The sequence below is a fragment of the Streptococcus alactolyticus genome, from assembly GCF_042649785.1.
Taxonomy (GTDB): domain Bacteria; phylum Bacillota; class Bacilli; order Lactobacillales; family Streptococcaceae; genus Streptococcus; species Streptococcus alactolyticus.
Genome location: NZ_JBHRZX010000037.1, coordinates 26967 through 40770 on the forward strand (window position 1 = coordinate 26967; position 13804 = coordinate 40770).

General features: G+C 42.4%; 14 protein-coding genes. 2 read left to right on the forward strand and 12 right to left on the reverse strand.

Going from position 1 to position 13804, the window contains the following annotated elements; genetic code table 11:
• Nucleotides 1-23: 23 nt before the first annotated feature.
• From ACFORE_RS07380 to ACFORE_RS07425, 10 genes are all read right to left on the reverse strand, one after another.
• Nucleotides 24-248, reverse strand: coding sequence for a hypothetical protein (locus ACFORE_RS07380; protein ID WP_154454093.1), 225 nt, complete (start codon nucleotides 246-248; stop codon nucleotides 24-26).
• Nucleotides 249-667: 419 nt separating this feature from the next.
• Nucleotides 668-1066, reverse strand: coding sequence for a Mini-ribonuclease 3 (locus ACFORE_RS07385; protein ID WP_167829241.1), 399 nt, complete (start codon nucleotides 1064-1066; stop codon nucleotides 668-670).
• Complete coding sequence (gene cysS, locus ACFORE_RS07390; RefSeq protein ID WP_154454094.1) at nucleotides 1059-2405, reverse strand: cysteine--tRNA ligase; 1347 nt, start codon at nucleotides 2403-2405, stop codon at nucleotides 1059-1061. Before cysS ends, ACFORE_RS07385 begins: the two co-directional genes overlap by 8 nt.
• A 26-nt stretch (nucleotides 2406-2431) precedes the next feature.
• Nucleotides 2432-3049, reverse strand: a complete 618-nt coding sequence (gene cysE / locus ACFORE_RS07395; protein WP_154454095.1) for a serine O-acetyltransferase — start codon at nucleotides 3047-3049, stop codon at nucleotides 2432-2434.
• Nucleotides 3050-3061: 12 nt separating this feature from the next.
• Nucleotides 3062-3811: an SseB family protein gene (locus ACFORE_RS07400; RefSeq protein ID WP_154454096.1), complete on the reverse strand. Its 750-nt coding sequence runs from the start codon at nucleotides 3809-3811 to the stop codon at nucleotides 3062-3064.
• Nucleotides 3812-3883: 72 nt separating this feature from the next.
• On the reverse strand, nucleotides 3884-6016 hold the full coding sequence (pnp, locus tag ACFORE_RS07405) for a polyribonucleotide nucleotidyltransferase (RefSeq protein ID WP_168261107.1): 2133 nt from the start codon (nucleotides 6014-6016) through the stop codon (nucleotides 3884-3886).
• A 203-nt stretch (nucleotides 6017-6219) separates the two neighbouring features.
• Nucleotides 6220-6450, reverse strand: coding sequence for a GlsB/YeaQ/YmgE family stress response membrane protein (locus ACFORE_RS07410; protein WP_154454098.1), 231 nt, complete (start codon nucleotides 6448-6450; stop codon nucleotides 6220-6222).
• Between the two features lie 119 nt (nucleotides 6451-6569).
• Entirely contained in the window at nucleotides 6570-9251 is a 2682-nt protein-coding gene (gene adhE / locus ACFORE_RS07415) for a bifunctional acetaldehyde-CoA/alcohol dehydrogenase (RefSeq protein WP_294608002.1), read from the reverse strand.
• A gap of 386 nt (nucleotides 9252-9637) precedes the next feature.
• Complete coding sequence (rpsO, locus tag ACFORE_RS07420; RefSeq protein ID WP_003063161.1) at nucleotides 9638-9907, reverse strand: 30S ribosomal protein S15; 270 nt, start codon at nucleotides 9905-9907, stop codon at nucleotides 9638-9640.
• A gap of 159 nt (nucleotides 9908-10066) precedes the next feature.
• On the reverse strand, nucleotides 10067-11242 hold the full coding sequence (locus tag ACFORE_RS07425; RefSeq protein WP_154454099.1) for an MFS transporter: 1176 nt from the start codon (nucleotides 11240-11242) through the stop codon (nucleotides 10067-10069).
• A gap of 89 nt (nucleotides 11243-11331) precedes the next feature.
• Between ACFORE_RS07425 and ACFORE_RS07430 the strand changes: the two genes are divergently transcribed.
• Entirely contained in the window at nucleotides 11332-11976 is a 645-nt protein-coding gene (locus ACFORE_RS07430; RefSeq protein WP_167829242.1) for a cyclic nucleotide-binding domain-containing protein, read from the forward strand.
• Nucleotides 11977-12043: 67 nt separating this feature from the next.
• A complete protein-coding gene (gene def, locus ACFORE_RS07435; protein ID WP_154454101.1) occupies nucleotides 12044-12658 on the forward strand; it encodes a peptide deformylase in 615 nt (204 codons plus the stop codon).
• A 58-nt stretch (nucleotides 12659-12716) separates the two neighbouring features.
• Here def and ACFORE_RS07440 read toward each other — a convergent pair whose 3' ends face one another.
• Entirely contained in the window at nucleotides 12717-13262 is a 546-nt protein-coding gene (locus ACFORE_RS07440) for an NADPH-dependent FMN reductase (protein ID WP_154454102.1), read from the reverse strand.
• A gap of 72 nt (nucleotides 13263-13334) precedes the next feature.
• A complete protein-coding gene (locus ACFORE_RS07445; RefSeq protein ID WP_154454103.1) occupies nucleotides 13335-13787 on the reverse strand; it encodes a MarR family winged helix-turn-helix transcriptional regulator in 453 nt (150 codons plus the stop codon).
• Nucleotides 13788-13804: the final 17 nt, after the last annotated feature.

Consider the following 13804-nt stretch of genomic DNA (forward strand, 5'->3'; position numbering starts at 1 on the left):
TACAAAGTCAAAGACAAAAATCATTATTTGTCGAGTAAAATACTTTCCAAACCGCTGGTCATGGCAAGCTGAATCATAGCAGCTACTTCTTCAACCGAACATTCATCAGGCTTGGTCAATTGCCATTTAATCGTGGCTAAGGTGTTTGCCGCAAATAAGGTCGCAAAGTAATGAAGCCGATACTGTGGCACATGAGGGTACTTGTGCGAAAAAATATCCAAAATAACCTTTTCAATCGTGGCTTGCATTTCCCTGTCAGGATGGTATTTGGGCAAATCCAGCGAAAAATCACTTTGAGCAAGTCTTTTTGCTTGGGTAAATTGTCAAAATAACGCACCACAAGTGTCAAATCTAAATTTCCCGTTTCCAAGGATTCTTTCAGTTCCTGCCCATACTGAGTGAGGTAGTCCTCGCAAATGCACTGAACCAACTCCTCTTTTGACTGGTAAAACAAACAAAAAGTTGTTCGATTGATATTGGCCAGAGTTGTGATATCCGTTATTCTGATTTTGGAGTAGGGCTTTTCTAGCAACAAGTCCAGCATAACGGTCTTGATTTTTTGGTCTGTAAATTCTGATAACACCCGATTTTTCATCGTCACCTCATTAGTCAAAAGACACAAAGAAAGATTAGCCTCGCTTTGACTGACCAAGACTAATCTTTTATCTCAATTCTCGTTTTCAATTGTTTGAATGCACCAATCAATGAGCTCTTCCAGACGCTCAATTTGGTCTGTCATGTGCAGATAGCCCATCACGGCTTCAAAACCTGTTGACATCCGATAAGTCACAACGTCTGCATTTTTTGCCTTGGTGTGACTGTTGGTGTTGCGACCACGTTTGTAGATATCTTCTTCTTTTTCGGTCAATAGCTGCGCTTCTAGCATCAGATTGATAAGGTAAGCTTGGGCTTTGGCAGACACGTACTTAGTTGCCTTGCGGTGCAATTGATTGGGTTTGGTTAAGCCTTGAAAAATCAAGTGCTTGCGAATGTACATGGAATAAACCGCATCGCCTTCAAAAGCTAGGGCAATACCGTTGATGAGATTGACATCTACCTTAGTCACGTGTCCACCTCACCCCATCTTTGGTATCTAGCAGTTTGATACCTTGTGCGGCCAATTGGTCACGAATGGCATCGGCAGTCGCAAAATCTCTGTTGGCACGCGCTTCTTGGCGTTTTTCAATCAAGGCTTCGATATCCGCATCCAAGACTTCTTCTTCAAAGACAATACCAAAGACAGCCAGCATAGCCGCAAAAGTATCCTTAACCGCTTGGTCATAATTGCCTGAGTTAATCCATTTTGCCATGTCAAAGACAACAGTGATACCATTTGCGGTGTTGAAATCATCGTCCATAGCCGCTTCAAAATCAGCCTTGAAAGCCGCCAATTCAGCTGAATCAACTGCTTGACCTAGAGGCAAGGTATACGTATTTTTCAAATATTTCAAATTGACAGAAGCGTCATGCACGGCTTTTTCTGTGAAATTGATAGGTTTGCGGTATTGTTGGGTGGCAAGGAAGAAACGCAACACTTGCCCGTCCACTGTTTTCAACATATCGTGGACTGTCACAAAATTACCCAGCGATTTTGACATTTTTTCATTGTCCACATTGACAAAACCGTTGTGCATCCAGTAGTTTGCAAAGGTCTTGCCAGTCTTGGCTTCTGATTGGGCAATTTCATTGGTATGGTGCGGAAATTCCAAATCGGCTCCCCCACCATGAATATCAATGGTATCGCCAAGAAGGGTTGTCGCCATAACCGAGCATTCAATATGCCAACCAGGACGCCCCTCACCCCAAGGACTTTGCCAAGACACGTCGCCAGGTTTGGCTGCCTTCCAAAGCGCAAAATCCAACGGATTTTCCTTAATATCGCCTTCGCCGTCCACACGACCACTGGCCCCCACTTCCAAATCAGCTAGGGTTTTGTTGGCCAGTTTAGCATAATTATGGCTTTTGGCTACACGGAAATACACGTCGCCACCAACCTCATAGGCAAATCCCTTATCTATCAAAACACTGACAAAATCAATAATCTCGTCCATGTAATCAATAACACGTGGATTTTTAGTAGCAGGCTTGACGCCTAGTTGTTTCACATCTTCCAAGAAAGCAGCGATGAATTTGTCTGAAAAAGCCTTGGTATCCATACCAGCTTCAGCCGCACCTTTGATGATTTTATCATCCACATCCGTGAAATTAGAAATGTAGTTGACCTTGTAGCCACGGTATTCAAAATAGCGGCGAATAGTATCAAAAGCCACCACGCTACGTGCATTTCCAATGTGAATGTAATTGTAAACCGTTGGTCCGCAGACGTACATATTAACCGTATTTTCGGTTATGGGCACAAATTCACGCAAACTTCGAGTCATTGTATCATAAATCTTAATTGTCATCTTTTTTCTCCCACTTGTCGTTTGGTCTAAAGTTTTGACGAATGCAAGCTTTGATAACGGGCTTCTTCCAACTTAGACGTGTAGTATTCGCGATTTTCTTCCATATCGTGAATAATCGTTTCGTCTTTTTTCCCGTGAACACGCACCACTTTTGCTGGCACCCCAACAACGGTCACATCTGCTGGCACATCTGAAACCACAACAGCAGCCGCACCGACTTTCGCATTTTTTCCGATTTCTATAGGACCAATCACTTGGGCGTGGGCGGACACTAGGGCTCCCTCACGCACGGTTGGGTGGCGTTTACCAACGTCTTTTCCCGTACCACCAAGGGTAACACCATGGTACAGCATAACACCTTTTTCAACAATGGCCGTTTCCCCAACGACAAGCCCTGAACCATGGTCAATAAAAACGCCCTCAGCAATTTCAGCACCAGGATGAATTTCAATTTGCGTCCAAAAACGCCAAAACTGACTGTGCATCCGCGCCAACAATTTAAAGCCGTGTTGCCACAAAAAATGGGATAAGCGATGGGCCGCTAAAGCTTTTATACCAGGATACGTTAAGATAATTTCCAGAGAGTTACGAGCTGCTGGATCATTCTTCTTAACGATTTCAATTGTTTCTTTCCACCAACCCATAGACACTCTCCTTTACTCATCAATTTCTGACCAATTCACTAAAATTTGTTGTTCGTCAAACGGATTGATCACCACACCAACCGTTTCGTCAATATCGTTTTCACCATGTCCTGGCTGGTAAATTTCCGCTAAATTCCAAACCAAAATGCTGCCCTGTGCTTTACGGAAAGGCAAACCAAACTCATCGTGGTTATACCATTTTGCAAAACTTTGCAGGTTTGAAAAGGCAGGCACGTAGCTTTCCCCGTCAGGTGTTGACATGGTTGGGAACATACGATCAAAGCTTTCGTCATCACGTGGATGCACAAAAGCTGGCACCAGATAGAACTTATCAAGCACATCCGCAGCGAGATTGTCATCCCCCATGAGCTTGTTTAAAATCGTGGTGTAAGCATTTAAAAATTGAATGAATTCGCTGCTCTTGAAAATGGTTGAATTGCCAAAATCACCTGATTTTTTCAAGTTAAAGACAATACCGTACAAGCCTTTTTCAATTACTTCTCTTAAAATGTCAATGGCTAGGCGTTCCACCCACTCTTGTTCTCTAGCACTGGCTTGGTCTTGTTTAAAAATTTCTAGATCCTCTTGATCTGTAAAGACTGGAGTGACTTTTTGCCCTTCTACCTCAACGGCATAAGGCTCTTTGCTCGCCAATACTGGAATATTGTGTAAAGCATTGACTAAAGCAACGCTATCTAAAAAGTTATCTGGTGCGTTGACAAAAGCACGCAAACGCAAGTCCAGTTCATTTTGATTTGTCATATTTCTATCCAAAATGGATTATCCACGACCTCTTTGTCAGAGAGCATGGATAAAGCCACTATTCCTTCTTTTTTAGTCTGTTTCTTTTGGTGTACGCTCAACACGTTTTGGGCGTGGCAAGAGGGCTTTCATCGAAGCATCCACACGTCCTTTGTCGTCAACTTTGATGACTTTGACGTCAACTTCTTCACCGACTTCTAGGACATCTGCCACATTTGCCGTGCGAGTCCATGAGATTTCTGAAATGTGAACAAGGGCATCTGTCTTGTCAAAGAGGTTGACAAAGGCGCCGAATTTTTCAATACGAACCACCTTGCCACGGTAAACTTCACCGACCTTGGCTTCACGCACCAAACCAGCAATAATCTCTTTGGCACGGTCAATAGCTGCTTGGTCTGAAGAGAAGATCGATACATTTCCATCTTCGTCAATGTCAATCTTAACACCCGTTTCTTCGATGATTTTATCAATAGTTTCGCCACCTTTACCGATAACCACCTTGATTTTATCCACATCAATCTTAATGGTATCAATTTTTGGTGCAGTTGGTGCTAATTGAGCACGTGGTTCTGGAATGGTTGCCTCAATCAAGTCAAGGATTTCAAAGCGCGCTTTTTTCGCTTGAGCAAGGGCCTCTTGCAAGATTTGTGGGGTAATGCCTTCAATCTTGATATCCATTTGAAGGGCAGTAATCCCTTCGCGAGTTCCCGCCACTTTAAAGTCCATGTCACCAAAGTGGTCCTCAAGACCTTGAATGTCCGTCAAAATAGTGTAGTTGCTACCGTCAGAAATCAAACCCATGGCAATCCCTGCAACAGGAGCTTTGATTGGCACACCACCTGCCATAAGCGCCAAGGTTCCCGCACAAATTGATGCTTGTGATGATGACCCATTTGATTCCAAGACTTCGGCAACAAGGCGAATCGCGTATGGGAATTCTTCTAAGCTAGGAAGAACTTGGGCAAGCGCACGTTCGCCAAGTGCACCGTGACCAATTTCACGACGGCCTGGAGCCCCATAACGTCCCGTTTCACCCACCGAATATTGTGGGAAATTGTAGTGGTGCAAGAAGCGTTTTTTGTATTCTGGGTCAAGACCATCTACAATTTGAGTTTCTCCCATTGGAGCAAGGGTCAAGACAGACAAAGCTTGGGTTTGCCCACGAGTGAAAAGCCCTGAACCATGCACTTTTGGCAAGAAATCAATTTCAGCATCCAAAGGACGAATTTCATCCACACGACGACCGTCAGGACGAATTTTATCTTCGGTAATCAAGCGGCGGACTTCAGCGTGTTCCATTTGTTCAAGGATTTCAGCCACGTCACGCATGATGGTTTCAAAGTTTTCATCCTCAGCGTAGCGTTCTTCATAAACGGCTCTGACTTCTTCTTTGACAGCTTCTGTTGCGGCTTCACGCGCTTTTTTCTCTTCCACTTGCACCGCTTTTTGCAAGTCAGTATTGTAGGCAGCGATAATTTCAACTTGCAAGTCAGCGTCCACTTGCAACAATTCCACCTCAGCTTTTTCTTTACCAACTGCTGCCACGATTTCTTCTTGGAAGGCAATCAATTCACGTACAGCTTCGTGTCCTTTAAGAAGGGCTTCCAACATGATATCTTCTGACAATTCTTTGGCGCCTGATTCTACCATGTTGATGGCATCTTTGGTCCCTGCAACAGTCAATTCCAGAAGAGAAAGCTCTTTTTGTTCGGCTGTTGGATTGATGATAAAGTCACCGTCGATATAAGCCACTTGCACGCCAGCGATTGGGCCATTAAATGGGATGTCTGAGATAGACAAGGCAAGCGAGCTGCCAAACATGGCTGCCATTGGAGCGCTAGCATTTTCATCGTAAGACAAAACGGTGTTAATCACTTGGACTTCGTTACGAAAACCTTCTGCAAACATAGGACGAATAGGACGGTCGATCAAGCGGGCCGTTAAAGTGGCATCTGTTGTCGGACGCCCTTCGCGTTTGTTGAAACCACCTGGAAATTTCCCAGCAGCGTACATTTTTTCTTCGTAGTTAACTTGAAGTGGGAAGAAATCCCCCATAGACATCTTCTTAGACATGACCGCAGCGCTAAGAACGGTTGATTCACCATAGCGTACCACAACGGCACCGTTGGCTTGTTTGGCTACTTGTCCAATTTCAACTACAAGGGGTTTCCCCGCAAAAGTCGTTTGAAAAGTTTGTTTTGACATGATTATTCCTCATAAAACCTTTATTTTGATACGCCCGTTTTCTACAAAAACCAACCTGTAAAAGCCAACAATCTTACAAACTCGTCTTTGCATAAAACTACGTATCCCTATTATTTTATCATAATTAAACAGAAATTTCAGACTCTTATCGTCAATTTTTCAAAAAGAGGCTAGGATAGCGCTACCCCAACCTCTTATAGTGTTTATCTAAATAACAAATCCACAACAGCAATAACAATAATAGCCCCTAAAACCGAAGGTAAGATTGCCATGCCTGCTAGAGAAGGTCCCCAGTAACCAAATAAGGTTTGACCAACATAAGAACCAACCAAACCAGCAAAAATGCGGTAGATACAACCCATGGATTCCCCTCTATTTGTAATGCTACCAGCAATCATACCAATCAAGGCACCAACTATCAATGACCCAATCATCTTTTTGTGACCAACCTTTCTTAAAAACAGTTTCTAACATATCTTTACCCATTGTATCATAAAAGCCTCCCAAAAAAACATGGGAGGCTTCATTTATAGACGGCTTTAAACAACCGACATTAGAACATGTCAATCAAAAGTTGTTTCAATTCTGAGATGTATGGTTGACGTGGGTTAGCTGGTGTACATTGGTCATCATAAGCCAAGCTTGCCAAACGATCTACTGCAGCGTCAAAGGCTTCTTTGGTTACGCCGTTTGCAGAAAGTGATGGCTCAACATCAACAGCACGCATCAACTGGTCAATACGTTGGCAAAGTGCTTCTACCAATTCAGCATCGTCTTTACCTTCTAGACCGATGTAACGAGCAATGTTTGCGTAGTCTTGTTGTGCACGGTACTCTTCGTAACGTGGGTAAACAGAGCGTTTCACATTACCAGTTACCCCGTTGTAGCGGATAACGTGTTGCATTGCGATAGAGATAGCTAGACCGTGTGGAAGGCCGAACTCACCACCTGTTTTGTGAGCAAGTGAGTGGTTGATACCTAGGAAGGCATTACCAAACGCCATACCTGCAATCGCTGCTGCGTAGTGCATGTTTTCTTTCGCTTTTTCACCACGAAGCGTTGGGTTCTTAGGATCATAGTTATAAGCATCTTCAAGGTTTTCCATAATCAATTTGATTGCTTCAAGTGACCATGGACGTGTGAAGTCAGAAGCCATAACAGATACGTAAGATTCAAGGGCGTGTGACAACGCATCAAGACCTGACCAAGCTGCTGTACGTTTTGGCACAGTCATAACGAATTCTGGGTCAACAATGGCAACTTGTGGTACCAATTCATAGTCAGCAAGTGGGTATTTCACGTGAGTGTAATCATCTGTGATAACAGCAAATGGTGTGATTTCAGCACCTGTACCTGAAGTTGTTGGGATACAGAATAGACGTGTTGCTGTTTGGTGTTTGAATTTCACGATACGTTTACGGATATCGATGAATTTTTGTTGCAATTCTAGGAAGAATTCGCTCACTGCATCGTAGTTATCAAGGAATTCAGCACCACGGTCAAGAGATACTTCGTAAATCAAGCGAGCAATTTTAGAAGCGTCAATGGCAGATCCACCACCGATAGCAATAACAGTATCTGGTTTGAATTCGCGCATTTGTTTTGCAATTTCAATAGTTTGACCAAGTGTTGGGTCTGGTTTGATTGTTCCGTAAAGTGATGTTTCTACTTTTTCATCACGAAGTGCCAATTGGGCATAAACAGTATCAACGAAACCAAATTGAACCATTCCTGGGTCAGCAACGATCAACGCGCGTTTCATTGGCTCATACTCATCTTGCAAGTATGAAATAGCATTCTTTTCATAGTAAGTTTTTTCTGGTAAGCGAATCCATTGTGGACGGTTACGACGTTTAGCAACCGTTTTAATATTGAGGAGATCGCCAGTTGAAAGGTTGTGTGACAATGAATTTTTCCCCCATGATCCTGTTCCTAATGTCAAGCTAGCTTTAAGTGCGTCAGTGTAAACATCACCGATACCACCAACTGAGTCTGGTTGGTTAACCAATACACGTGAAGCTTTCACAGCGTCTCCATAGACAGCTACAAATGGATCTGCTTGAGAACCGATTTGGATGCCAACGTTGTGCCCAGCACCCTGATAGTCAAGAAGAGCTGATACAATTTCGATACCTTCTTCGCGTGTTTCTGCTTTGTAAACTGAAAGAAGTGGAGAAAGTTTTTCTGATGATAGCTTTTCACCTATGTTAGCTTTGTCAAGTTCGAACAAGAGAACATCTTTGCCTTCTGGAAGAGCCACACCTGCTTTTTCACAAATCCAAGTTGCAGGCATTCCGGCAACTGGTCCGTTTACACCGTGGTTAGCGTTAAAGACGAAGTCTTCAATTTTCTTGTAGTCTGATTTAGGAACAAGGTATGCCCCTTTTTCTTGCATTTTTTGCATCCATGTGTCGTAGATGTCTGCAGCAACAACCGCTGAGTTTTCAGTAGCACAAATCATACCATTGTCAAAACGTTTAGACATCAACAAATCTTCAACCGCACGGTCAATATCAGCAGTTGAATCAACGTAAACAGCACCGTTACCTGCACCTACACCCATTGATGGGTTTCCTGATTTAAGGGCTGCATTAACCATACCAGGTCCACCAGTAGCCAAGATTGACGCAATGTTTTTGTTTTGGATAAGGGCTGATGTGTTCGCAAGTGATGGTGTTTCAATCCATTGAACAATGTTTTCAGGAGCCCCTGCTTTAACGGCTGCATCGTATAAAATTTTTGCCGCATGAGCTGAACATTTTTGAGCTTGTGGGTGGAAGGCAAACACGATAGCGTTACGTGTTTTCAAAGCCACCAAAATTTTGAACATTGTTGTTGATGTTGGGTTAGTTGTTGGAACAATCCCTGCCAAAACACCTAGAGGAGCTGCGATTTGGATGCTGCCTGCAACCTTGTCTTCCCCAATGATACCAACTGTTTTTTCATTTTTGATACGTTCGTAAACGTACTCAGTTGCAAAGTGGTTTTTGGTATCTTTATCTTCAACAACACCACGACCAGTTTCTTCGTGTGCTTCTTTTGCAAGTTCCAAAGATGCTTCTGAACCTGCAAGTGCCATCGCTGCTACAATTTTGTCAACTTGTTCTTGTGAGTAAGTCGCATAAATACGTTCAGCTTCAAGCGCTTTTTCAACTAAAGAACCTGTGTATTGTTGTGCCAATTCTTCAGCGCTCAACTCATTTGTCTTTACTTCTGCATTGTTTGTTTCAGCCATTAAAAGCCTCCTTTATAATACCTTAAAAATTAATATTGTTATCGAAGAAAAATCTTACGATATAATTCCGTAACTTAGAGTCAAAACAGGACAACACTTAAAACTGATCAAGAGGTCTAAGTGGCGTTCAGCCGATCATCAAGTAAAAGGAATCATCACCAACACTTTGTGTTATTGTGATATTCTTCACTAATTATATTAACGTTTTTTAAATAAAATGTCAAGCTGTTTTTGTAAGCTTTTTCATTTTTATTTTTATAGTCTTGTAAAGGGATACATTTTCCCAAGTAAACTAATATACTTTTAATGTTTTATTCTTAAAAAAGCACAGAAAAAAGCCTGCCAAAAGCATAGGCTCTTGACAGGCTTTGGACAGTCGTTTGTGATTAGCGACGAAGTCCAAGTGATGCGATCAATTCGCGGTAACGGTTAACGTCTGTACGGCGAAGGTATGCCAAAAGGTTACGACGGTGACCGATTTTTTTCATCAATCCACGGTAAGTAGCGTGGTCTTTTTTGTGTTGTTTAATGTGCTCGTTAAGGTGGTTGATTTCCCAAGTAAGAACAGCTACTTGAACTTCAACTGAACCTGTGTCACCTTCGTGACGTGCGTATTGAGCGATGATTTCATTTTTTTTCTCTTTTGAGATTGCCATATTTTTTCTCCTTTATAATGCTTCATCCGAGTCATAGGGTTTGGCGTTTCCTACAACCAAGAAAAAGTTACTTGTCTTACGACACCGATTATTGTAGCAGATAATGACTGATTTTGTCAAAGATTTTTTCTCTATCTCTCAAAAATACCTGCTCTTTTTTTACGAATTAACACACACCGTTTTGCGTGAAAAGTAAGCTTTTAAAGCTAAAATCAAACTAATCACCAAGCTAATCACACCATAAATGATAAAGGCAAAGGCTGGGTGTGGGTTAATTTTTGAAAAGAGGTTTAAGGTAATGGCCGCACTGGCTCCTCCAAAGTTACAAAAGAGCAAAATCAAGGTTGTGGCATCACCAATGAGCTGAGCAGGCATTTTATTAGAAACAACGTTAAAGACGGTTGTCACAATGATACTATACAAGAAGCCTGATAACATAGCACCTAGTAGCATGATCCAAAGGTTTTGAGCAAAACCAAGCATAAACAAACCAAGGGCAAATGGAATAAGCGACACGGTAATCAAGTGTCTGTTGAAATAAGACAACAAGCTCTTAAAGAGGAAACCTGACAAAATCCCCATGAGCATCATACCACTTAAAATCATACTGGCTTGGCTAGGACTTCCTAGGTGCAATTGGTCGATAATAACTGGAATACGAAGGCTATTGGCACTATTGATGTTAATCACAAAACCAGCGAGCAACGACAATCCGACAATAAAGAAAATGTCATCTTTGGTGAATTTGGCTGAAGAACGTTCTTGAACCACTTTTTCCGTTGTGCGTTTTTTGGGAGAAAAAAGAAGGTAAAAGAACAAAATAGGCAAAGCAAATAGGTAGATGATAAAAGCCCAAGACCAATCAATCGGAACCAAGAAACCAACGATTCCTGTTAAAAAGGCACTTCCCAAAACTTCAAAAGACCCACGCAAACCAAGCATTTGGGCGCGTTCGTGTCCCTCATAGGTTTCGCTGATGATACTAATGGCACGAGAGTTAATCAAGCCAATCCCAATTCCCAACAAGATACGTGATACCACCACAAGGCTGTAATCTTGACGAACGACAGGCAAACTACCACCAAAAGCAATTAAAAGCAAACCAATGATAACACTCACACGTTCAGACAAGACACGATTTAAAAAAGGATTTAAAATCAAAATGCCCATGATTGTAAATGAGGTAATCGAAAAAAGAAACTCAACTTGGCTTGTCGCATAGCCTTGTTGTTGATAAGTCGCAATCATTTGCGGTAATGCTGTCGAGGTTGAGAAGGTCGAAACGAGCATCAGAGATAAAGATAATAAGCTCAATTTCTCTAAAAAGGTTTTCATAACAACTCCTTACTTGTTTTTTTGGCTAAAACAAGTATAATCAATGTTGACACATAAAAATAGGACTTTTGTCACATGAGGAGGGTTACGTGTCGCTAGAAGCGCTTACCAAAGAATACCAGTTAAAGTCGATTTTTCCAGAACACTATTTTGATAAATTACACGTTTTTAGGCTACCTGCTGGGGAAGCCATTTGCCACCAAGGGGAAGAGTTGACGGCTCTTTCTTATTTTGTGGAAGGCAAAGTCAAAATTGTCCGTCGTTTGTTTAACGGCAAGGAGCACATTTTAGACATCAAAGACAAGCCAACCTTGCTTGGGGATATTGAGTTATTGACTAATCAGCCTGTGGTATCATCAGTGATTACACTTGAGGACACGGTGGTGGTCCAACTTCCCTTGGCGGGCATTCGCGAGGAATTGCTGGCAGATAATACCTTGCTATTAAACCTCAGCAAGGGCTTGGCGCAATCGCTTTACGACCAAAATATCCGTGCTTCGACCAACCTAAATTACACCTTGAAAGAACGCTTAGCCACGCATATTTTAGCGGTGGAGGACAAGGGCTTATTTACCTTAGAATTAAAGAGTCTGGCGGATTCGTTTAGTGTTAGCTACCGCCATTTGCTGCGCGTGATTCATGAGCTGATTGATTTGGGCATTATCGAAAAAGAAAAACCCTACTACCGCATCAAAGATATGAGCCAGTTAATCGCCCTCAAAATCACGAATTAAGCCTTTAGCTTTCTACTTGCCTTGTTTTGTGCTATAGTGTTATTAGAGAATGAAAAGAGGAGGAATTATGTCTGCTATTAAAAAATTAGTCAAACCGAGTCATTTAATCAATATGGATGATATCATTCGTGAGGGAAATCCAACCCTTCGTGCCGTTGCGCAAGACGTAACTTTCCCATTGTCTGACGAGGAAATCATCCTAGGCGAAAAAATGCTACAATTCTTGAAAAATTCACAAGACCCTGTAACGGCTGAAAAAATGGGCTTGCGTGGTGGTGTTGGTTTAGCCGCTCCACAATTGGACATTTCAAAACGCATTATTGCTGTTCTTGTGCCAAATCCTGAGGACAAAGACGGCAACCCACCAGAAGAAGCTTACAGCTTGCAAGAGGTTATGTACAACCCTCGCGTTGTAGCACATTCTGTGCAAGATGCTGCGCTTGCTGATGGTGAAGGCTGCTTGTCTGTTGACCGTGTTGTCGAAGGCTATGTTGTCCGTCATGCACGCGTTACTGTGGAATATTTTGACAAGAACGGTGAAAAACACCGCGTTAAATTAAAAGGGTACAATTCAATCGTTGTGCAACACGAAATCGACCACACAAACGGTATCATGTTCTACGACCACATTGACCCTAAAAATCCATTTGCCGTTAAAGAAGGCATGCTCATTATTGACTAATAAGCATCGAAAAAACGACTTTGCCCCTCATGGGCAAGGCCGTTTTTTCATTGCCATTTTAATCTAAAGCTGCTAATAAAGCCGCTGCTTGCTTGTCAAGATCAACTAACACTTCGGCTGTTGGAACAAATACACCATCTGCCCAAGCTGAATCGTTGATATGTGACATGGTGATGTTATCAACAAATTGGGTACGGATAAATGGAAGCAAGGCACGGTAGCTTTCTGCCACTTGTTCGTGGCCGCCGTTTGCTACGATAGAAACGGTTGTGACTTTTTCGTTGATTGCTGATGGTCCACGTGGGTCAGATAAGTCTAACGCACGAGATAGCCAGTCCAAAAGATTTTTAACAGAACCTGGAATAGCAAAGTTATAAACAGGAGAAAAGATCCAAATCGCATCTGCGTCTAAAACAGCTTGACGAGCATCTTGGACTGCTTTTGGCAAATGAGCCTCTAAATCTTGTGAAAAGACTGGAACTTGTGACCAATCAAGGTATCTAACTTCTGCTTTGCCTGCCAAGGCTTTTTTGGCGTTCTCAGCCAATTGTTCATTGAAAGACCCTTTGCGCAATGAACCAACAATAAATAATACTTTTTTCATACGTTTTCTCCTTAATACAAGCGATAACTCGTTTATCACTACATAGTAATTTCTATAGGCTTATTGTATGCTTTATTTTGGCTTTTGTAAATGATTATGCTCACGCGGTTTGAATTTTTTGAGCAAGCGAATGAGTTCAAGCTGTTCTTGAGGGATGAGAACGGCAAAGGTTTCCTCGATTTTGGTGATGTGGTGCGGCAGGGCACGCTCAATGACTTGGCGTCCTTCCTCTGTCAGCGTGACTAAATAAGCACGTTTGTCATTAGGGCAAGTGGTGCGCGTGACCCAGCCTTTTTTCTCCATATTTCTGATGACAACAGTCATATTGCCCGAAGTCGCTAAAATGCTTTCCAACAGCTCTCCGATTTTCATAGGCCCCTTGCTATAAAGCACATCCAGCACGCTAAATTGGGTCGGGGTGAGGCCGTCGGCTTTAAAGGTTTCTGACACCGTGGTATCAATGGTCCGAAAAGCCTTACGCATGACGACCATGGCTTTCACAGCTTGATTTGTTAATTCAGACATCTTTTCTCCTTGCTTTT